This window comes from Stenotrophomonas sp. 24(2023), assembly GCF_030913365.1.
GTDB lineage: Bacteria > Pseudomonadota > Gammaproteobacteria > Xanthomonadales > Xanthomonadaceae > Stenotrophomonas.
The window spans coordinates 4,472,674-4,492,962 of the sequence record NZ_CP133160.1; the positions used below are offsets into that span (position 1 = coordinate 4,472,674).

The 20,289-nt window shown below is 68.9% G+C and carries 18 protein-coding genes; 12 read left to right on the top strand and 6 right to left on the bottom strand.

Annotation, left to right across the window (positions count from 1 at the left end; genetic code table 11):
- Positions 1-3: 3 nt before the first annotated feature.
- From Q9R17_RS20325 to Q9R17_RS20360, 8 genes are all read left to right on the top strand, one after another.
- The gene (locus tag Q9R17_RS20325) at positions 4-1,260 is read left to right on the top strand and encodes a fimbrial protein (RefSeq protein WP_308156389.1); all 1,257 of its coding nucleotides are present in this window, start codon (positions 4-6) and stop codon (positions 1,258-1,260) included.
- On the top strand, positions 1,245-2,594 hold the full coding sequence (locus Q9R17_RS20330; RefSeq protein WP_308156390.1) for a CpaF family protein: 1,350 nt from the start codon (positions 1,245-1,247) through the stop codon (positions 2,592-2,594). The genes Q9R17_RS20325 and Q9R17_RS20330 overlap by 16 nt, the downstream gene beginning before the upstream one ends.
- The gene (locus Q9R17_RS20335; RefSeq protein WP_308156391.1) at positions 2,594-3,556 is read left to right on the top strand and encodes a type II secretion system F family protein; all 963 of its coding nucleotides are present in this window, start codon (positions 2,594-2,596) and stop codon (positions 3,554-3,556) included. The genes Q9R17_RS20330 and Q9R17_RS20335 overlap by 1 nt, the downstream gene beginning before the upstream one ends.
- Positions 3,553-4,503 (top strand): type II secretion system F family protein, encoded by a 951-nt coding sequence (locus tag Q9R17_RS20340; RefSeq protein WP_308156392.1) that lies wholly within the window; start codon positions 3,553-3,555, stop codon positions 4,501-4,503. Before Q9R17_RS20335 ends, Q9R17_RS20340 begins: the two co-directional genes overlap by 4 nt.
- Positions 4,504-4,508: 5 nt before the next feature.
- Entirely contained in the window at positions 4,509-5,393 is an 885-nt protein-coding gene (locus Q9R17_RS20345; RefSeq protein WP_308156393.1) for a Flp pilus assembly protein TadD, read from the top strand.
- Entirely contained in the window at positions 5,390-5,833 is a 444-nt protein-coding gene (locus Q9R17_RS20350) for a DUF3613 domain-containing protein (RefSeq protein WP_308156394.1), read from the top strand. Before Q9R17_RS20345 ends, Q9R17_RS20350 begins: the two co-directional genes overlap by 4 nt.
- Positions 5,834-5,837: 4 nt before the next feature.
- Positions 5,838-7,997, top strand: a complete 2,160-nt coding sequence (locus tag Q9R17_RS20355; protein WP_308156395.1) for a TadG family pilus assembly protein — start codon at positions 5,838-5,840, stop codon at positions 7,995-7,997.
- A gap of 100 nt (positions 7,998-8,097) precedes the next feature.
- Entirely contained in the window at positions 8,098-8,805 is a 708-nt protein-coding gene (locus Q9R17_RS20360) for a DUF2968 domain-containing protein (RefSeq protein ID WP_308156396.1), read from the top strand.
- A 59-nt stretch (positions 8,806-8,864) separates the two neighbouring features.
- Here the strand turns inward: Q9R17_RS20360 and Q9R17_RS20365 are convergent, their stop codons facing one another.
- Positions 8,865-9,251 (bottom strand): hypothetical protein, encoded by a 387-nt coding sequence (locus Q9R17_RS20365; protein WP_308156397.1) that lies wholly within the window; start codon positions 9,249-9,251, stop codon positions 8,865-8,867.
- Between the two features lie 201 nt (positions 9,252-9,452).
- Positions 9,453-10,646, bottom strand: coding sequence for an MFS transporter (locus Q9R17_RS20370; protein ID WP_308156398.1), 1,194 nt, complete (start codon positions 10,644-10,646; stop codon positions 9,453-9,455).
- Between the two features lie 98 nt (positions 10,647-10,744).
- On the opposite strand from Q9R17_RS20370, the gene Q9R17_RS20375 reads away from it, so the two are divergent.
- On the top strand, positions 10,745-11,686 hold the full coding sequence (locus Q9R17_RS20375) for a LysR family transcriptional regulator (RefSeq protein ID WP_308156399.1): 942 nt from the start codon (positions 10,745-10,747) through the stop codon (positions 11,684-11,686).
- 213 nt (positions 11,687-11,899) lie between these two features.
- On the opposite strand, the gene Q9R17_RS20380 is transcribed toward Q9R17_RS20375, so the two are convergent.
- Both Q9R17_RS20380 and Q9R17_RS20385 read right to left on the bottom strand, forming a co-directional pair.
- Complete coding sequence (locus Q9R17_RS20380) at positions 11,900-13,354, bottom strand: amidohydrolase family protein (RefSeq protein ID WP_308156400.1); 1,455 nt, start codon at positions 13,352-13,354, stop codon at positions 11,900-11,902.
- 44 nt (positions 13,355-13,398) lie between these two features.
- Positions 13,399-14,079 carry an ankyrin repeat domain-containing protein gene (locus Q9R17_RS20385; RefSeq protein ID WP_308156401.1) on the bottom strand — a complete coding sequence of 227 codons (681 nt, stop codon included), beginning with the start codon at positions 14,077-14,079 and terminating at the stop codon, positions 13,399-13,401.
- 95 nt (positions 14,080-14,174) lie between these two features.
- Between Q9R17_RS20385 and Q9R17_RS20390 the strand changes: the two genes are divergently transcribed.
- On the top strand, positions 14,175-15,056 hold the full coding sequence (locus Q9R17_RS20390) for a LysR substrate-binding domain-containing protein (RefSeq protein WP_308156402.1): 882 nt from the start codon (positions 14,175-14,177) through the stop codon (positions 15,054-15,056).
- 74 nt (positions 15,057-15,130) lie between these two features.
- On the top strand, positions 15,131-15,769 hold the full coding sequence (locus Q9R17_RS20395) for a hypothetical protein (RefSeq protein ID WP_308156403.1): 639 nt from the start codon (positions 15,131-15,133) through the stop codon (positions 15,767-15,769).
- A gap of 173 nt (positions 15,770-15,942) precedes the next feature.
- On the opposite strand, the gene Q9R17_RS20400 is transcribed toward Q9R17_RS20395, so the two are convergent.
- The gene (locus Q9R17_RS20400; protein WP_308156404.1) at positions 15,943-18,669 is read right to left on the bottom strand and encodes a TonB-dependent receptor; all 2,727 of its coding nucleotides are present in this window, start codon (positions 18,667-18,669) and stop codon (positions 15,943-15,945) included.
- A 218-nt stretch (positions 18,670-18,887) separates the two neighbouring features.
- Between Q9R17_RS20400 and Q9R17_RS20405 the strand changes: the two genes are divergently transcribed.
- Positions 18,888-19,481: a GNAT family protein gene (locus tag Q9R17_RS20405; RefSeq protein ID WP_308156405.1), complete on the top strand. Its 594-nt coding sequence runs from the start codon at positions 18,888-18,890 to the stop codon at positions 19,479-19,481.
- Positions 19,482-19,487: 6 nt separating this feature from the next.
- Here Q9R17_RS20405 and Q9R17_RS20410 read toward each other — a convergent pair whose 3' ends face one another.
- On the bottom strand, positions 19,488-20,258 hold the full coding sequence (locus tag Q9R17_RS20410) for a CDP-diacylglycerol diphosphatase (protein ID WP_308156406.1): 771 nt from the start codon (positions 20,256-20,258) through the stop codon (positions 19,488-19,490).
- Between the last annotated feature and the right edge of the window lie 31 nt (positions 20,259-20,289).

The following is a 20,289-nucleotide window of genomic DNA, read 5'->3' on the forward strand; positions in this document are numbered from 1 at the left end:
TCCATGCCGTATGCCACCGCACAGCCGCTGCATCCCCAAGGACCCGCCATGAACCTGGTGCTGTTCGGGATGGACCGCGACCTGCTGCCGCGGGTGGCCGCCAAGGTGCCACCGGGTACCCAGCTGCATTGGCAGGACAGCCAGCAACCGACCTCCGCCCAGGACCTGCAGCGCGGGCCACAGAGTCTGGTCCTGCTGGATTTCCGTCCCGAGCACGCCACCGCGTCGGCGGCGCTGGCCCAGCAGCTGCAGCAGGCGCAGCCGGAACTGCTGCTGGTTGCCGTGGGCGGCACCGGCGCCGCACAGGTCGAGGGCGTGGTGCTGGCCCTGCGCGCCGGCGTGCGTGACGTGCTGGACCTGGACAGCGACAACGCCGGCGTGGAAGCCGCCCTGCGCCGCGCCCTGTCACCGCGCGCGGCCGCGCAGCCGCAGGCCGCGCACAAGGCGCGGCTGGTCGTGCTGCTGGGCGTGCGCGCCGGGGTTGGCACCAGTACCCTGGCCGCCCACCTGGGCGTGCTGGCCCAGCAGGCACGGACCCTGGCCCAGGGGGACGACAACACCCGCGACGGGCTGCTGATGGAGCTGGCACAGCCGGCCGGCGACCTGGCGCTGTATCTCAACCTGGACAGCCGCTTCCATTACGAGGACGCGCTGCGCAACGCCAGCCGCATCGATACCACGCTGGCCCGTACCGCGATGGCCCGCCATGACAGCGGGCTGGTGCTGCTGGACCGCGCCAGCGGTGGCGAGGCTGTTCCGCCGTCCGATCCCGGCGCCCTGCTGCAACGGCTGCGCAGCGTGTTCGCCAGCGTGCTGTGCGATGCCGGCGGCTGCCCGCTGCGGCAACTGCCTCCGCTGTTGCTGGAGCAGGCCGATGAAATCTGGCTGGTGGCCGATGCGGCCATCGGCACCCTGGTTTCCCTGGACCAGGCGCTCAAGCACCTGGCTGGCCAGCGCGACCGTGAAAAGCGCCTGCATCTGGTGGTCAACCGCCATGACGACAGCAGTGGCCTGCCCCCCGACCAGATCGCCCGCCGCTTTGAACTGCCCCTGCTGGCCACCCTGCCCGAGCGCCCGCGCGTGCGGGCCGCGGCCAGCCGTGGCCAGCTGTTGCTGCGTGACGCCCCCCGTGACCCGTATCTTCGTGCACTCGCCCCGCTTGTTGCGCGGCTGGACCCGGCAGCCTGCCCGGTCCAGGCCAACGGCCTGCGGGAAAGACTGGCTTCTGCCCTGGGTGGATTGCAATGGAAGACAAAGTGACCCCGTTCCCGCATGCCGCTGCACGCACCACCGGCCTGGACCACGGGGCCGGCAACCTGCCCTTCGCGCAGACCGAGCAGTACCAGAAAGTGCTCTCGGCCGCGCATGAGCACCTGCTCAACTGCATCGAGGACGAACGCATCGACATCGATGCCTGGGCACCGGACACGGTGGCGCGCTGGGTCGAAGTGCAGACCGTCGGCTTCATCCAGGAATGGCGCATCCCGATCAACGAAGAAGAAATGCAGGTGGTGGCCGAAGGGCTGGTCAAGGAGCTGACCGGCTTCGGGCCGCTGGACGACCTGCTGCTGGACCCGACCATCGAAGACATCCTGATCAACGGCTTCAAGGATGTGCATGTGTCCCAGGGCGGCATGCTGCGGCGTGCCACCCAGCGCTTCACCGATGACACCCACCTGCTGCGCATCCTGCGCCGCATCCTGGCCCCGCTGGGGCGGCGCCTGGATGATTCCAACCCGATGGTCGACGCGCGCCTGCCCAACGGCGGGCGCCTGAACGCGATCATCTCGCCGCTGGCCGTGGATGGCCCGATGGTGTCCATCCGCAAGTTCCGCAAGGACCCGTTCACTCCGGACGAGCTGCTGGCCAAGGGCACCTTCGATGCACCGATGCAGACCCTGCTGCGGGCGATGGTGCTGGGCCGCTGCAACATCCTGGTCTCCGGCGGCACCAGTTCCGGCAAGACCTCGCTGCTCAACGCGCTGGCCAGCTACATCCCGGTCACCGAACGCGTGATCAGCGTGGAGGACACCGCCGAGCTGTCACTCAACCACCCCCATGTGGTGCGCCTGGAAAGCCGCATCGGCGGTGCCGAAGGGCATGGTGCGGTCAGCATCCGCGACCTGGTGCGCAACAGCCTGCGCATGCGCCCGGACCGCATCGTGGTCGGCGAAGTCCGGGGGGCCGAAGTGCTGGAAATGCTGCAGGCCATGAACACCGGCCACGACGGCTCGATGGCCACCATCCACGCCAATTCCCCGCGCGACTGCCTGTACCGCATCGAGATGCTGGCCGGCTTTGCCGGCTTCCAGGGCAGCGAGGACAGCCTGCGGCGGCAGATCGCCAGCGCGATCGACTTCATCGTGCAGATCTCGCGCCTGGGCAGTGGCCGCCGGGTGCTGGTATCGATCACGGAAATCACCGGCGTCAGCGACAACCTGATCTCCACCCAGGAAATGTTCCGCCACGAAGTACAGATCGATGGCGACGGCCGCGAAGTCGATCGCTGGGTCGGCCTGGGCTTCCACCCGCATTCGCACAAGCTCGAACCGTTCCGCCAGCTGCTGCGCGATTCCCTGTACGGAGGCTTCTGATGGGAACAGGCCTGGTCCTGCTGCTGATAGCCGGTGCCACCGTGCTGGTGGCCGCCGCCCTGTGGCTGTGGGGCACCGCCAGCAACCGCGAACAGCAACAGGCCTCGCTGCAGCATGCCGAACAGCAGCTGACCCGCAGTGGCCCGATCACTTCACTGGCCAGTGACCCCACCCGTGCCGGCGGTGCCCCACCTGCGATGCCGGCAGCCAGCGCGCAAGCGCCACGCAGCCTGCCGTGGGATGGCGTGCTGCAGCGTGCCGGGTTGCCCGTCGGCTGGAAGGTGCCGGTGCTCCTGCTGCTGCCGGGCATCGCGCTGGCCCTGTTCGGCATGGCCCGGCTGGGCACCGCGTGGATGCTGCCGATCACCCTGCTGGTCTACCTGATCGCCTGCGGCCTGTGGATCGTGCGCCGCATCACCCGCCTGCAACGGCGCCTGCTGCACCAGCTGCCGGATTTCCTCGACAACCTGGTGCGGCTGACCGCACTGGGCAACAGCCTGCAGATGTCCTTCCAGAACGCCAGCACCCAGACCACATCGCCGCTGCGCGAACTGCTTGACACCACCGTGCGCAACGCCCGCAGCGGCATGGACCTGGACCGCGCCCTGCAACAGGCCGGCCAGCCCTACCGCATGGAAGTGCTCAACGTGCTGGCGGTGGTGCTGGGTGTGAGCGTGCGCATCGGTGGCCGTGCCGACCAGGTGCTGCAGCGCATGGCCGATTTCATGCGCGACCTGGAACAGGCGCAGCACGAACTGGCCGCCACCACCTCTGAAACGCGCATGTCCGCCTGGGTGCTGGGCCTGCTGCCACCGGCCTGCGCGGTGCTGATGGCCATCACCAACCCCGAGTTCTTCCAGCCGGTGCTGCACGATCCGCTCGGCCACAAGGTGCTGGGCCTGGCCCTGGCGCTGGAACTGATCGGCGGCGGCCTGCTCTACAAGCTGGCGAGGTCGATATGAACGCCGCCCTGTGGTTCGCTCTCGCCCTGCTGCTGCTGGCTGCCGGCGTAGCCCTGCTGGGGCTCGGCGGCTGGGTCCGCAGCGGGCGCGAACAGCGCAGCGAAAGCGCCCTGCGCAGCGCGCTGCGGGGACAGGCAGACGCCGCGCCTGCCGATGCCGGCGCAGGTGCAAGCCCGGGCACGGGCCAGCTCACCCTGGGCTGGCTGGCCGCGCTTGGCCAGCGTTTCAGCGGCGGCCAGATCGAAGCGGCCCTGCTGGCCCAGGAGGATCGCCTGCTGCTCGACCTGGGCGGCTGGAACACCCGTCGCGGTGCCGCCGTCTACCTGGCACTGCGGCTGCTGCTGGCGCTGATCGTGCTGCTGCTCGCACTGGGCCTGACCGACACCAGCGGCCTGTCGCGGTTGATGGTGGTCATCGGTGCGCTGGCCACCGGCCTGCTGCTGCCCAAGTTCCTGCTCAGCGGCTGGGCACGGCGCCGGCGCCGCCAGGTGGAACGCGAACTGCCCTTGCTGATCGACCTGCTGCGCCTGCTGCAGGGCGTGGGTTTCAGCATGGACCAGAGCCTGCAGATGCTCGGCGACAAGCTGCGCGATGCCCTGCCCGTGCTGGGCCAGGAAATCCAGGAGGCCAACGTGGCCTACATGCACGGCCGCAGCCGCGCCCAGTCGCTGCGCCGGCTCAACGAGACCTATGCCGATGAAGACCTGGGCAGCCTCGTGCAGCTGATCCTGCAGGTGCATGCCCACGGTGGCGCGGTGCAGGAACCCCTGCGCCAGTTCAGCCTGCGCCTGCGCGAAGCACGCCGCAACACGCTCAAGGAAAAGGTCGGCAAGCTCTCGGTGAAGATGACCGTGGTGATGATGCTGACCCTGCTGCCGGCGCTGATGCTGGTCCTGGCCGGACCGGCACTGGTGGCGCTGGCCAATACGCTGACCAAGATGGGATGACGCCGATGCATGCTTCCTTCCGCTGCTGCCTGATGCTGGTGCCCCTGCTGGCGGCCGCCTGCGCATCCACCCAGAACGGCTACCGCCAGGGACCGAGCCTGGCCGAACCGACCCCGGCACCGCAGGACCAGCGCACCACCTACCTGGACCTGATCGGGCGCATGCAGGCACAGGGGGCCTGGTATGCCTCGCTGGCGCACGTGGATGCCTACCGCCAGCGCTTCGGCGACAGCCCCGCCCTGCGCCTGCTGCAGGCCGATGCCCTGCGGCAGACCGGGCAGGTCGATGCCGCCCAGGCGCTCTACCAGGCGCTGGGCAGCGGCGCACAGGCCGGCGCCGCCGCGCACGGGCTGGGCCTGATCGCCGCCGCCCGCAACGACGATGCCGGCAGCGAGCAGGCTCTGGCCCGCGCCTCGCAGCTGGAGCCGCTCAATACCGATTACCTGGGTGACCTGGGCTTCGCACGACTGCGCGATGGCCAGTTCGAGCAGGCCCGCGAACCCTTGGCCAAGGCACTGGAACTGGCACCGGGCAATGCGCGCGCTGCCGCCAACCTGGCGTTGTGGGCCACCCTGCGCGGTGACACCGCCACCGCCGAACGCTTGATGCAGCAGGGCAACCTGGGCGAAGAAAGCCGCCAGGGCGTGGCGCAGCAGGCGCAGCAGATCCGCCAGCGCTTGCAGCAGCGTGCGCAAGCCGCGGCTGCCGCGGCAAGCGCCGCCGCCCAGGCCACGCCAGCCGCCCAGACCGCCACCGCCACCACGCCGCGCCGCCTCGCCGCCGAATCGCGTACCGATGCACGCAGCACAGGCCATGCCGAAACCCGCCTGCCACCGTCGATGCTCGAACGGTTCCGCGCCACCGACACCGCCCCGGAGAACCGCCCATGACCCGCCTCCTGCTGCCCTGCCTGCTGCTGGCCCTGGCCGGCACCGCCCATGCCCAGCAGGCGCCATTGACCGGGCGCATGCTGGGCGGGCAGGCCCCTGTCGCCGCACCCGCGCCCCCGGCCACCGCACCGGCGGCCGAGACCTACCCCCTGCAGCCCGATACCGTGCCGGTCGCGCCACTGCAGCCGGCTGCCGTGGACACGTCCCTGCCCAGCGCCTCACCGGTCCCGTCGCGGCACGCCCCGCAGATCGGCGATACCACCCGCAGCCTGCTGCGGCTGCAGGCCGCGGGCACGCAGGCCGGCCGCCGCCTGCCGATCCTGGGCGACCAGGCCACCCTCAGCTATGCGCGGTACCTGAAGAGTTTCGAACACGAAATTCCCGACTTCTTCGAAAACAAGGTCGATTCCTCCTCCTCAGGCGGCTTGTCCGGGAGATAACGCCATGAACGCCACCAGGTCGACAGCAACCCGAAGCCACCAGCGCGGCGGCATGTCGGTGACGATGATGCTGGTGATGCTCGGCCTGGTCGCCATGCTCGGCCTGGTCGAATTCGGCTACGTCTTCTGGGCCAAGCGCGATGCACAGAAGGTCGCCGACCTGGCAGCGATGGCCGGTGCGCAGCGCATCGACCTGTGCGTGGCCAGCAACAGCGACAACAGCGCGGCGCGCTTCAACGCCGTCAACCAGAACCGGTTCCCCGGCACGTTGACCATCCAGTGTGGCAGCTGGAAGGAAGGCCGTGCAGGCGACCGCTTTAGCAGTGCCGTGGATGCCGACAATCCGCGCAACGCGGTCAAGGTGGTGGCCGAACGCAGCGTGTTGCCGTTCTTCCATCAGGCCACCGGCCTGCCGACCGTGCGCGCCCAGGCGATCGCCAAGCGCTCGCCGCCCACCGCCGTGTTCTCGGTGGGCTCGCAGCTGCTGCGGGTCAACGGCAACACGCCGCTGGGCTCGGTGCTGAAGCTGGTCGGTGCCAACCTCGATGGCACCACCCTGCTGGGCTACGACGGCCTGGCGCAGGTGAAGGTCACGCCGAACGGTCTGCTGCAGGCACTGGGCATCCCGGTCAACGTCAACATGGGCGTGGGCGAATTCAACGATTTCCTCGCAGGGCGCACGGTCAAGCTGGGCCAGATCCTCGATGCGACAGTGAAGCTGCTCGGCCAGCAGGGCGTGGCCAACATCAACCTGTCCGCACTGAACAACGCGCTGGTGGTCAACGGCGTGGACATCAAGCAGCTGGACGTCAAGCTGGGCTCCGATGCCAACGGCGGTGGCCTGTTCGCCCGCGTCGTGGCCCCCGATGGCACGATCTCCGGCGCGCTGCAGGCCGATGTCAACCTGCTGGATCTGGTCACCACCAGCATCAGCATCGCCAATGGTGGCCGTGGCGTGGCCATCAACAACCTCAGCCTGCTGGGGCTCGTCACGGCCAAGGCGGCCGTGGTCGAACCGCCCTCGATCGCGATCGGTGGCGTCGGCGCGCGCGCCTACACCTCGCAGGTGCGGCTGGTGCTGGACGTGGACACCAACAACATCCCCCTCGCTGGCGGACTGCTGAACCTGCTGGGCATCCGCCTGCACCTGCCCATCCATGCCGACGTCACCAATGCGATGGGCACGCTGACCGCGCTGCAGTGCGGTACCACGCCCCCTACGGCCAGCATCCGGGTCGATGCCACCGTGCTGCGCGCGTGCGTGGGCAAGGTGGCGCCGGGCGACCTGTTCTCCAAGCGCAACGTCTGCGATGACACCTTGCAGCGCGAACAGCTGCTGACCCTGCTCGGCCGGCCACTGGTCAATGACTACGTCAAGATCGCCGCGCTGGCCGATACACAGACGCTCACCGTGCCCGCCGGCGAAACCCGCTCCACCCAGCCCAACGCGCTGGCGGTGGGCAGCACGGTCAGCGCGCTGGTGGATGAACTGCTGCGCGTGCTGTCCAACCTGCTCAATCCGAACAACAGTGTGGCCACGCCGTCACAGGTGGCCAACGACCTGGCCGACCGGTACCTGAAGCTGGCCAATCCGGGCAACGGCTTCTACGACGCCAACAAGACCATCAAGCTGCTGCGCGAGGGCGATCCGGCCACCAACCTGCAGCCCCTGGGCGACTGGACCGTGAAGGACGGCGTGCCCTACGCCTGTGGCCTGCTCAACCTGGCCACCTGCCACCGCGACGGGTCGGTCTGGGATGGCTACCGCGCCACCGTCACCGGCGAAGGCCTGGGCGTGCTCGATGGCGTGCTGGGCTCGCTGCTGGGCGGGCTGGTGATCAACCGCTGCAACAGCCTCGTGTCAGCGCTGCTGGCCTACAACAACTGCGTGAAGGGCAACCTGGCCGCCTACCTGCAGACCAAGCCCGGCGGGCTGACCGACCCGACCGGCGGCGGGGTCACCACGCCGGGCAACAACAGCGCCTCCTGCAGCGGCCTGCTGTGCGTGGTGCTGTCGCCGGTGATCAACGCCCTCAAGCCGATCCTCAACAGCGTCGGCACGCTGCTGATGAACCTGCTCAGCAGCGTGCTGGGCCTGGAACTGGGGCGCACCGACGTGCACGTGCAATCGATCCAATGCACCCCGGCCCAGCTGGTCTACTGAGCCGGGCCGGCGGGGCGTTGGCGGCCCGTGAACGCATGCTAAACTCGGCCCGGGGAAACCTGTTCACCTCAACCCACCTACGTCCGTGGATGGTCAATACATGCGAGTAACTTACGGGGACACCGCCCGCTCCGCCCTGCGCCCGCTGGCTGCCGCCGTGGTGGCGATCACCGTGCTGCTGGCCGCACCGTCGGCGATGGCCGCACGGGGCGACCGTCAAGCCGCTGCCGAACCGGCGCGCCCGGCACCGGTCGTACGCAACACCGTGGACGAGCTCAAGCAGCTGATGGATTCCAGCCAGCTGCTGGAACTGCGCACCACCTACAACGGCAACTATGGCGCCAGCCTGCTGTTCAACAGCAGCACGCTGACCTACTACGTCGCGCTGTTCCAGGAAAAGAACTTCTGGCGCGTGATCAAGACCGATGCCGTCGACAACGCCGAACGTGTCTACCGTACCTTCGTGCAGCAGACCGAACAGCTTTCGCAGGTGTACATCGACACCACCCGCCTGGAAGCCGGCAAGCGCTACACCGAGCGGCTGGTGGCCTACAACGAAGAGCGCCTTCGCTCGCTGCAGCAGGAAATGGAACAGCAGCAGGCCCAATCGGCACAGGTCAGCGCCGCCCTGCAGCAGGCCCAGCAGCAGGCGGTCAGCCTCAGCACCGATGTGCAGAGCACCAACAGCCAGCTTGACGCCCTGCAGCGCCGCATCCAGGTCCTGCAGGCCGAACAGGGCAACCCGGAGCTGAGCCTGCCCAAAACCGATGCACCGGCACCGGCCGCCAGCAGCCACGACGGCCACTGAGCCGCAGCGCAGGCGTTGTTCGTGGACGGCACCTTCGGGTGCCGTCTTCGTTTCCAGGCTTAGCGGCAGGCTGCATGCACCGCGTCATCCAGTTGCCGGCGCTGCAGGTAGTCCAGACGTTTCGACGCGGCCAGGCGCTGGCCACGCAGCCGACGCGCCTCATTGCACGCGGCAGTATCACTGGCCCAGCCGATCACACCGCCCTGCCCCGCGGTTGACACCGGCGCACGCCGCATCGGCTGTGATCGACCGCGCACGCTGCGTGGCCGGGGCGAAGCCGGCGCCGCCGTGATCCGCGGCTGCGATGCCTCAACGGGAATCTCCCATCGCCATTCGGCCTGCCCCTGGCAGGGCGTCTGCTGGTACACCGGCGTGGCACCGCCGATGCACTTGTAGACACGGGACTGCGCACCGGCATCCAGCGCCAGCAGCCAAAGCAGCAGCATCCATCCACATCCCTGCATGTACCCCGCCTCCGGCCGTCCAGAATCGAGAGGCCACGAGCGTGCGCGGGACAGCCCGCGCGATACCAGAGCGGATTACGCCATGTGCGTGCCGCTCATCCACGCATGGGGTGGATCCACCGGGGCCTGACGTGCATCACGTACACGCTCCTGTCGATCCACGCCACGCGTGGATGCCTTTCCTCACCGCAGCCGCAACAGCAGGCTGCCACCGGCACACAACGTGGCCAGCGACGCGACACCCATCCAGCCCCATTGCGCCAACGCCAGGCTGCCCAGCGCGCCACCACTGGCCATGCCGACGAACATGCCGGTGAACAGCAGCGCGTTGAGCCGGCTGCGCGCCGGCGGTACCAGGCCATAGACCAGCGTCTGGTGCGCGATCAACGCCGACTGGAAACCGAAATCAAACAGCACGGTACTGACCACCAGCACCGGCAGCAGCGCCACCATCGGCAGCCACGCATCGGTCAGCAGCAGCGCAAAGCCGATCAATGCCACGCCGATCGCCAGGCGTGCCACGGCATGACTGCCCAGCCGATCGGCGTATCGCCCCGCCACCGGTGCCGCCAGCGCACCCGCGGCACCGGCAATGCCGAACGCCCCTGCCGCCGCACTGCCCAGCCCGAGGCGGGCATGCAGCATCAGCGCCAGCGTCGACCAGAACGCGCTGAAGCCCACCGCCAGCAACGACTGGCTGGCCACTGCGCGGCGCAGCTGCGGCTGCTGCCGCCACAGCGCCCACAGCGAGCCCAGCAGCGCGGGATAACGCAGGGTCGTGGTCGGCGCGAAGCGCGGCAGCGCGCGGGCCAGCACCAGGCCCATCAGCGCCACGGCCACCGCCGCCAGCACGAACAGCGTGCGCCAGCCCCACGCCTGTGCCACCAGGCCGCTGACCACGCGCGACAGCAGGATGCCCAGCAGCAGGCCGGTCATCACCCGGCCCACCACCTGCCCGCGCCGGGCCTCGGGGGCCAGCGTGGCGGCGGCGGGCACGATGTCCTGGGCCAGCGTCGCCACCAGGCCGATGACCAGACTGGCCGCCAGCAGGCCCGGCAGCTGCGCGGCCATCGCCGCCGCCGCCAGCGCCAGGGCCAGCAGCACCGACTTGCCCAGGATCAGCACACGGCGGTCGAAACGGTCACCCAGCGGTGCCAGCAACAGGATGCCCAGCGCATAGCCCAGCTGGGTCAGGGTCGGCACCAGCCCGGCGCCGCGCTCGCCAGCGCCCAGGTCCTGGGCGATCAGGCCCAGCATCGGCTGGCTGTAGTAGAGGGAGGCCACGGCAAAGCCGGCCCCTGCGGCCATCGACACCACCAGGGGTGCGGACGGGCCAGCGACCGCAGGCGCGGCCACTGAAACGGACGGTGTGGACATGGAAAAACTCATGGGGGAGGAAATGCGGTGGCTAGACTGCGCCCAGCCTCCCCATACCTGTAGTAGGCTCGCAGGCATACTGGTCATACGCACGACGCATGCAGGATTCCGCCACCAACGCCGATCGCCTGGAACTGCTGCGCACCTTCCTGCGCATCGTCGATGCCGGCAGCCTGTCGGCCGCCGCCGCACAGCTCGGCACCACCCAGCCCACCATCAGCCGCCGCCTGCAGGCGCTGGAGCGCCAGCTGGGCCTGCGCCTGCTGCAACGCTCCACCCATGGCCTGCAGCTGACCGAGGAGGGCCTGCGCTGCCAGCGCCATGCCCAGCGCGTGCTGGACGAATGGGAATCGCTGCAGGCCGAACTGCAGGGTGAGCCGGACGTGCTGCGTGGCCACCTGCGCATCCTGGCACCGCATGCCTTCGGCCAGGCCCAGCTGGCCCACCCGATGCTGGCCTTCCTGGCCCGCCACCCGCAGCTGAGCCTGGAGTGGATCCTGGAAGATCGGCGGCCGGATTTCATCGCCGAAGGCATGGACTGCGCGATCTGGGTCGGTGACGTGAAGGAATCGCGGCTGGTGGCCCTGCCGCTGGCGGAGGTGCCGCGCATCGTGGTGGCGGCGCCGACACTGGCCGATCCGGCGACGGTCACCACGCCACAGCACGCCCAGGCCCTGCCCTGGGTCTCGATCACCACCTTCTACCGCGAACGGCTGGTGCTGCATGACCAGCGCGGCCACGCGCACACGCTGACCTTCGCGCCCCGGCTGCTGACCGACAACCTGTTCGTGGTGCAGCATGCGGTACGCGCCGGGCTCGGCGCAGCGGTGGTTTCCGCCTGGCTGGTCGCCGATGATCTGGCCCAGGGGCGGCTGGTGCAGTTGCTGCCCGACTGGGAGGCGCCGCCGCTGCCGGTCCACCTTGTGTTCCCGGCCGACCGCCAGCAGCCCTTGCGCCTGCGGGCCTTCATCGAAGCGATGAAGGCCGCCCTGCCCAGCCTGCACGGCATGCGCCCGGCCCCGCTGCCACCGCGCCCCTGACTGCCGGCAACCGCATCCACGCATGGCGTGGATCTACCCATGGCCCATGCGGCCGCAGGTGGATTCACCAACGGCGCACACGGCCGATCGAAGGCTCATCCACGCATCCGCTGGATTCACCAACGGCGCACACGGTAGCGCCAGGCCATGCCTGGCGGAATGCCTCCGTCGCACGGCATCTGACCGAAGGCTCTATCCCCGCATGGCGTGGCTCTACCGCTTTGCGTTCCATTCCGCGACCTTCGCGCGGGTGTCGGCCAGCATCGCGTCCAGCGCCTTGCGGTCATAGACGGTGCCACGCAGGATCACCGTGTCGATCTTTTCCGTCGCTGCGATGTCCTGCAGCGGGTTGGCCGTCAGCAGTACCAGGTCGGCAGCCTTGCCCTGGCCGATGCCACCATAGCGATCCATCTGCCCGAACCAGGCCGGGCCCGAGCGCGTCGCCGCCGACAGCGCCTGCGGCGCGCTCAGGCCTTCCTTGACGAACAACTGCAGCTCCTGGTGCAGGCCGATGCCAGGGTAGTTGAACGAGTTGAGGAAGCCGGCATCGGTACCGGCGATGATCGTCACGCCGGCCTCCTGCAGCAGCGGCAGCACCGCCGCCACCTGGTGGTACTGCGCATGCCGCGCTTCGATCTGCGCCGGGCTGGCCTTGGCCGCACGCTCCACCCGCCAGGTGTAGGTCGCACGCAGGCCCGGGCCGATGTAGGCCAGGTAGGGATCGTTGGCATGGTCATGCTGGTCCAGGAAATCCAGGATGCGCCCACCGTTGAGGGTCGGTGTCACGAATACGCCGCGACGGGCGAAATCACGGTAGGCACGCAGGGCGGTCTCCCGGTCGAAACTGCTGTCCAGGCGACGGTTGGCTTCAGCGCGGTCGATGCGGCCCGCGCCGAAATCCGCGGCAATCTTCGCCTCGTCCCGGCTGCCGGCCTTGAATGCATAGTCCAGGTGCTCGATCGATGCCAGCCCGGCATCCACCGCCTGCTCCACGGTCAGCGCCATCGGGATATGGCCCGACGCCCGGAAACCGGCCTGGCGCGCGGCACTGGCCGAATACAGGAACAGCTCCGGGGTCAGCGTGCTGTCGGTGATCTTCACAAAATCGACCTTGTCATGCTGCAGGCGGGTGATCGCCTGATCGACGTCGGCCCTGCTGCCCACTTCGATCGTGCCCTTCCACACCGGCTTGATGCCTTCGATCTTGGCACCGGAGGTGAGCAGGCGTGGACCGAACAGCGTGCCGGCGGCGATCTCGCCGCGCCACTGCAGCACCTGCTGCGGCAGGTCACCCGAACAGTCCCGCACGGTGGTGATGCCATGGGCGATGTACAGCGGCAGCAACGCCTTGTTCTCCTCCACCAGCGCCGGGCCACCACCGAAGTGCACATGCATGTCCCACAGGCCCGGTATCAGGTAACGGTCACTGGCATCGATCTGCCGGCGCGCCTGCCACTGCGCGCGCACCTGCGCGTCCGGCCCCACCGCCACGATGTCCTCGCCGCGGATCACCACACTCTGCCCGGGCAGCGTACGTGCATGCTCGACATCCACCACGGTGGCGTTGCGGATCAGCAGGTCGGCGTTTTCGGCTGCCTGTACCGCCATGGGCAGGCCGGCGGCGGCGAAAGCAAGGGTCAACAGGGCAAGACGGGGCATGGACAACATCCTCGGGAACACGTGCAGGTGCACGGATGGGAAGGGGAAAGCGTTCAATGATCGGCGCCCGCCGCACGCAGCAGGGATACGATCGCGTGGTAGCCGCGCTGGCGGGCATGGGCGAGCGGGGTCACGCCTTCCCCATCGGCCAGCATCGGGTCTGCCCCCGCTGCCAGCAGCGCCTGCACGATCTCTACGTGGGCCGGGCCGCCGTCGCTGAGCACGATGGCTTCCAGCAGCGCGGTCCAGTGCAGGCGGTTGACGTGGTCCACTGCGACGCCGGCCTGCAGCAGCCGTTGCACGGTGCGTACATGGCCACGCTCGGCGGCCGGTATCAGCGCTGTGCCGCCGTAGCGGTTGGTGCTGGCCAGGTCCGCGCCATGCTGCAGGGTCAGTTCAAGGATGGCGTCCAGGCCGCGCGCACCGGCATACAGGTAGGGACTGTCCTGGATCGCATCCTTGGCATTGACGTCGGCACCGGCCTGAACCAGCACCCGGGCCGCATCCACGTGGTTGCCATGGGTGGCCAGCAGCAGCGCCGTGCGGCCCCGGGCATCGCGGGCGTCGATCGGGGCCCCGGCCTGCAACGCCTCGTGCACGGCCCGCGCATCGCCGAGGCTGGCCGCTGCCCGCAGGCGTTGCCCGGCATCCCCGCCAGCGCCACTGGCCGGCAGCACCAGCGCCATCAGGCACCACAGCAGCAGGCGATAGGGGCGGGCGCGTCGGATGCGCATGGGCGGGCCTCCTGGGGCGAGGGGGCGACGGCATTGCCGCCCCCGGACCTGCATGGTAGAAGTCCGCCCCATACATCCAGAAATTAAATGTTCAAATGGAAGACAGTGGCAAATCGAATAGAACCCTGTTCGACCTGGACTTGCTGCGGGCCCTGGTGATGGTGGCCGACTGTGGCAGCTTCACCACCGCCGCCACCCGCCTGCACTCCACCCAGTCCACGGTCAGCCAGAAGATACGGCGGCTGGAGGACCTGGCCGGGCATCGCCTGCTCGAACGCAGCCATCGTGACGTGCAGCCCACCGACGCCGGGCACACCCTGCTGGGCTATGCGCGGCGCATGCTTGACCTCAACGAGGAACTGCTGCAGGCGCTGGCCGGTGCCACCGTGGAAACCGCCGTGCGCATCGGCGTGCCGGAGGATTTCGTCAACCCGCAGACCACCGGCATGCTGGCCGCCTTCAGCCACCGCCACCGGCAGGTCAAGCTGGAAATCAGCAGCGGCCTCAGCCGTGATCTGGCCCATGGCTTCGACCACGGCGAGCTGGACCTGGTACTGGTCAAGCAGCGCCGCAACAGCCGGCCGGCCGTGCACTGCCGGCACGAGCCGATGCACTGGATCGACAGCCAGCGCAGCGCCTGCCTGCGGCTGGACCCGCTGCCACTGGTGATGTTTCCCCCCCGGGGCCTGTACCGCGACGAGATGATCCAGGCCGTGGAAGCACTGGGGCTGCGTTGGCGCATCGCCTTCACCAGTTCGTCCCTGAGCGGCATCCAGGGAGCAGTGGCCGATGGCATCGGCATCAGCCTGCTGCCGCGGCGGGCCGTCGGCGCCGGTCACCGCATCATCGACGGCCAGCGTGGCCTGCCGGTCGTTGATACCTACGAGATCGGCCTGCTGCACCGGCCCGACGCAGGCGATGCGGTGCGTGCGCTGGCAACGGCACTGTGGGGGCAGGTCCGGCGGGAGCCGGACTGAACGGCACGGCACGTGGCACGCCGTGGATACGCCTGAACGGGTACCATAGGCCCCTGTTTACGCTGTGATGCTGCATGGGCCCCACCGACCGCCACGATCGTCTCCGCCGCTGGCAGGCCGCGTCGCTGCTGGCCGCTGCGCCCATCGCCAGCCTGTCCGCGGCCGATGCGCCGGTGGCTGCGCCGCCATCGCCCCCGGGCCAGCAACGTGTGGCGCCCTCGGCGCTGGTGGAGATCCTGCACCAGCGCATCCTGGCCGGGCGCAGCGCCACGGCCACCCTGGAAACCTGGTGCGCCGAGCATGGCCTGGCCGAACAGGCCCGCGTGCGTGCCGTCCGGGTGCATGGCCAGGACAAGCCGGCGCCGCCAGAGGTCATGGCGGCACTGGGCGCAACACCCCAGACGCCTCTGCGTTACCGCCGGGTGCAGTTGGCCTGTGGCGCACGCGTGCTGTCCGAGGCGGACAACTGGTACCTGCCCGAGCGCCTGAGCCCGGCCATGAACGAGGTGCTGGACAGCACCGACGAACCGTTCGGCCGCGTGGTCAGCCCGCTCGGTTTCCAGCGCCAGACCCAGGCCGATCAGACGTTCTGGCCGCCGCGTGGCAGCGGCGACCATGCCACCGTGCTGGAAGTCCGCGCGCTGCTGCGCGACAACCAGCAGCGTCCTTTCAGCTACGTCATCGAATCGTACCTGGCCCAGGCCCTGCCCTGACCCGGTAACGCCGGGCCATGCCTGGCGGATGCAGGCATGACCGGGAACGCCCCATCCACGCATGGCGTGGATCTACCACAGGGTCATCCCCGACCACACCCGCCATCCACGCCATCCACGCCCTGTGTAGCGCCAGGCCATGCCTGGCGGATGCATCAGGGGCGTGTGCGCCGTCAACGGAACCGGTAGTCCGCCTGCAGCCAGAACTGGCGGCCGTACGGGTCGTAGTTGCCCACCGGGTAGTAGGGCCAACCGCCGCCGTTCCTGTCCGCCGGCGGATTGCTGTTGCGCAGGTTGTTGACGATCACGCCCACCGACAGGTTTTCGCCGAACTGGCGGAACACGCTGCCGTTGTAGGTGATGTAGGGCGCGATGCGGCCGCTGCCATCGCTCTTGGGCAGCGAACCGTAACGGTTGCCATACAGCGTGGCCGTCCAGTCGTTGTACTGCCAGGTGATACTGCCATTGGCCTTGCTGCGCCACTGGAACTCGTCCAGCGAATTGCGCACGTCACGCAGCGGGTCATCCGAGAACTGCCGATACTCATGCGACAGCACCAAGCTGTAGGCCAGGCGCGTGGTGAAGCGGCCGTAGCGCCCGGCATCCAGCCGCCAGTTGCCCTTCACGTCCACGCCGCGCACCGACTCGGACGCCGCATTGATCGGGTTGATCAGCACCCGGGTAACCTGGTCCGGCTGCACCGCCGCGTTGGACGGGTTGCGGATCACCCGTGCCAGCGCATCCACGCAGACCGGCGAGCTGATGTCGCGCGTTTCGCCGCCAAGCGTGCGGCCCAGGCGGCAGTCGGCTTCATCGCGCAGGATGCGGCTGCTGTCCAGGTTGGTCACTTCATTGTCGATGCGGATGTCGTAGTAGTCCACGCTGACATCGACGCTGGCCAGTGGCGACCATACCAGCCCCAGGCCGTAGGACTTGGCGGTTTCCGGCTGCAGCTGCGGATTGGCGGTGCTGGTGAAATCGATCGACAGATTGTTGTAGTCGCAGTTGTCATACGGCTGGCCGGCGGTGCGGCAGCGCCAGTAATCGGTCAGGCCGGGGTTGTAGCCGCGCGTCTCGGTGGCGAACACATAGTTCATGTCCGGCGCACGGAAGCTGGTGGCGGCACTGCCGCGCAGCAGCAGGCTGTCCAGCGGGCGGAACTCCACGCCCAGGCTCCAGGTGGCCTTGCCGATATGGTTGCCACCGGCACGGTACTGGTCATAGCGGCCCGCCAGCGTGGTGGTCAGCTTTTCCAGCAAGGGCAGCTGCAGTTCCACGCCGGCGGCATAGCGGTCACGCTCCCCGCCGGCCGGCACGCCCGCGCTGGTGTTCCAGAACACGCCCTGCCCCAGCTGCGGATCGGGACGGTTGCTGTAGCCCTGGCTGCCCGCCTCCACCACGGCCGCCAGCGCGGCATCGCCTCCCGGCAACGCGAACAGGCGGCCGTTGACGCTCGCACTGAACGTCTGCAGCCAGGCGGCATTGCGGCTTTCCTGGGTGGAAGACAGCTGCCCGTACTCCTGCGGTGTCAGCGCCTGGTACAGCCGCGCCGGATCGGGCGCATACACCGGCACGCCATTGCGCGTGCCCAGCTGCGGACCCAGCAGGTAGTCGTTGATGCCCGCCAGCAGCACCGGGCGGCGCGTGCGGTTCTCATACCGCGAGCGGCCATAGCTGGTCTCGTACTGCCAGTCGCTATCACCGATCTGGCCCTTGGCACCGACCGTGAACGACCAGGAATTTTCCAGGAAGCGGTTGGCATTGGCCTGGCGGCTTCCGATCTCCTCCGGCGCGAAGCGGCGGTACCAGGTCTCCAGTGCCGCGGTGTTCTGGTTGTAGAAATACGTGCGCGCCGAGGTCCAGGTGGGCGCACGGGTATTGTTGTAGATGCGTGCACTGCCCACGGCAACGTCGGCGAACAGTTCGTTGCGCTCATCCAGCGCCCAGGTCAGCGACCCATAGGCATCAAGATTGCGCTTCTCGGTCTGCACCGACCAGAACGTGGCCGGGGCGGTGTTGCTGCCGCAGTAATTGCCCTGGCGCGGGTTGCTGGCCAGGAACACGCTGTCGCCATACAGCGCGCCGATGTTCGCGCAGGCGGCGCTGCCCGGGTCGATGTAGCGGTTGCTGCTGGCATTGCGGCGGTAGGCCACCGCCGTCGCCAGCGGCGTGATGCCGCGCGGATCATCGGCCAGCGAATCCATGAAATCACGCTGCGAGGCGAAGATCGCCTTCCGGTTGCCCAGCTCCAGGCCAAACACCCCATGCCAGCGCTCGCCATTGCCACCGCCGACCACCTGCACGCGCTGGTTGTCGCCACCGCCCTGTTCGGTGCCACCGGCACGCACGTTGATACCCACACCGTCGTACTGCCTGCGCAGGATGATGTTGACCACGCCGGCGATGGCATCGGAGCCATACACCGCCGACGCACCGCCGGCCAGGATCTCGATGCGCTCGATCAACGCAGTGGGAATGTTGGCCAGGTTCACCACGTTCACCGAACCGTCGTAGGCCAGTGGATAGTCAGCCTGGCGCCGGCCGTTGACCAGCACCAGCGTGCGGTTCGGGCCCAGCCCGCGCAGGTTGATGGTGTTTGCCGCCGGGGTGAAGGTGTTGCCGAAATCCTCGCCCTGTACGTTGCCGGTATTTTCGGTCAGTGCACTGAGCGCATCGAAGGCATTGCGGTAGCCCTGCGCGTCGATCTGTTCGCGCGTGATCACGGTGACCGGTGACGGGCCTTCAACGGTAGCGCGTGGAATGCGCGAGCCGGTGATGGTGACTTCCTGCAGGGTGGTCGGTGTGGCATCCCCGGCGAAGGCCGGCGCGGTGGCGAACAACAGCGATGACAGGGCGAACGCCAGCGGACGCGGGCGCAGCCCCAGGGTGTGGATGGACATGGGGTACCTGGAGACGGGGGGTGGTCCGGGGCCGGCCGGTGATGCACACGGCCGGAAACCCCGGTACTGGGCAGTGTCCCGGGTGACGGTTACAGACGGAAATGATCTGGCCTGATGCGCTTATGGCGTAACGACCTAAGCCCAGCGTTGACGGATTTGGCCCGAATACAATGTTTTCGATTGCCACTCCGGTGGCATGCGCGGCATCGTCAGGTCCCATGACTGCCTCCCTGCCCTCCGTTCCCCTGCTGCGCCCGGTCCTGCGCCGGCACCTGCTTCACCTGCGCCACGGCGACACCGTGCTGCGCCCGCTGCAACGCGTGGACCTGCCGATCTGGCGCCGCTTCCATGAGCGCGTGCGGCGGCTGCAATGCCACCCCCATGATCCCGCCGGCGAAGACCGCTTCCTGGCCAGCGTGCAGCGCTCACGCCTGCAGCATGCCGACGATCGCCTGCTGCTGGGCGTGTTCGAGCAGCAGCAGGACCGCCTGATCGGCCAGCTCTCCGTGCAGCTGGAATGCATCCACGCCCAGCGTGCGCAGCTGGACTGGCCCTGTCGTGCGTTGCTGATGGATGCCATCCAGCTGCGGTCGGCGATGCTCGCCCTGTGCCGGTTCCTGTTCGAGCAGGTGGGCCTGCACCGCGTCTGCCTGCTGCTGCCCCCCGCCGGCCACGACCATCTCAGGGAGGCGCTGCTGGCAGCCGGCTTCCGTCGTGAAGGGGTGCTGCGCGGCCATCACCGCGCCCCCGACGGCTGGCAGGACCGCTGCCTGTATGCACAGACCGCCCCGGACTGGCCGCCGGCGGCCTGATGCGCCTCAGCGCACGCGCTCCATCGCATCGTGCGCGCCGGTCAGCACCGTGCAGGCGTGGTCCTGCAGCTCCTCGGCACTGGCATCGTTGCCGCTGGCCGGATCAACCCGCGTGGCCAGCAGCACGAAACCCGGCCCGCCCTCGACCGCATCGCGCCCCACCACCGTCACGCCCCATTGGCCAACGTCGGCGCCGGCCAGGTCCTGTGCCAGCAGGTTCAGCGGGTTGGCCCGCAGCTGCTCGCCCGGCAGTGCGCGGGCCTGGTAGATGTGGCCGCGCAGGGGCTGGGCCAGCGGCGCCCAGCGCGTACCGATCGCGCCCGCCTGCGCATCCAGCACCTGCAGCACGTCCGCGCGCAGGCAGTCGATGTGGATGTGCAGCTGGTGCTGCGAGCGGCCCTGCGGGGAATTCAGCGACAGGCTGGCCACATTGCGCGGCAGCGGCCGGCCCAGCGCACGCTCGGTCTGCGCGCGTGCCTGCCAGGCGGCAGCGAAGTAGTTCGGTGCGCCGCGCTGGTACAACTGCGGGCTCTCGATCCCGCTGACCCGGTCCATCGGCATCAGCAGGAACTGATAATCCCCATGCCGGTCCTTGACCAGCACATCGCGGCGGTCAGGTGCCGGCTCCACTGCCAGGCAAGGCCCCTGCGGCCCACCGGCTGCCAGACAGTCACGCTGGATCAGCCGCCACAGGGCATCGGAGGCGGCGGGCGGGGCCGGCGTGCTGGCACACGCGGACAACAGCAGGCAGGGCAACAACAGCAACAGACGGGACACGGCACTCACGGGGCGACAGCGCGGCGCGTAG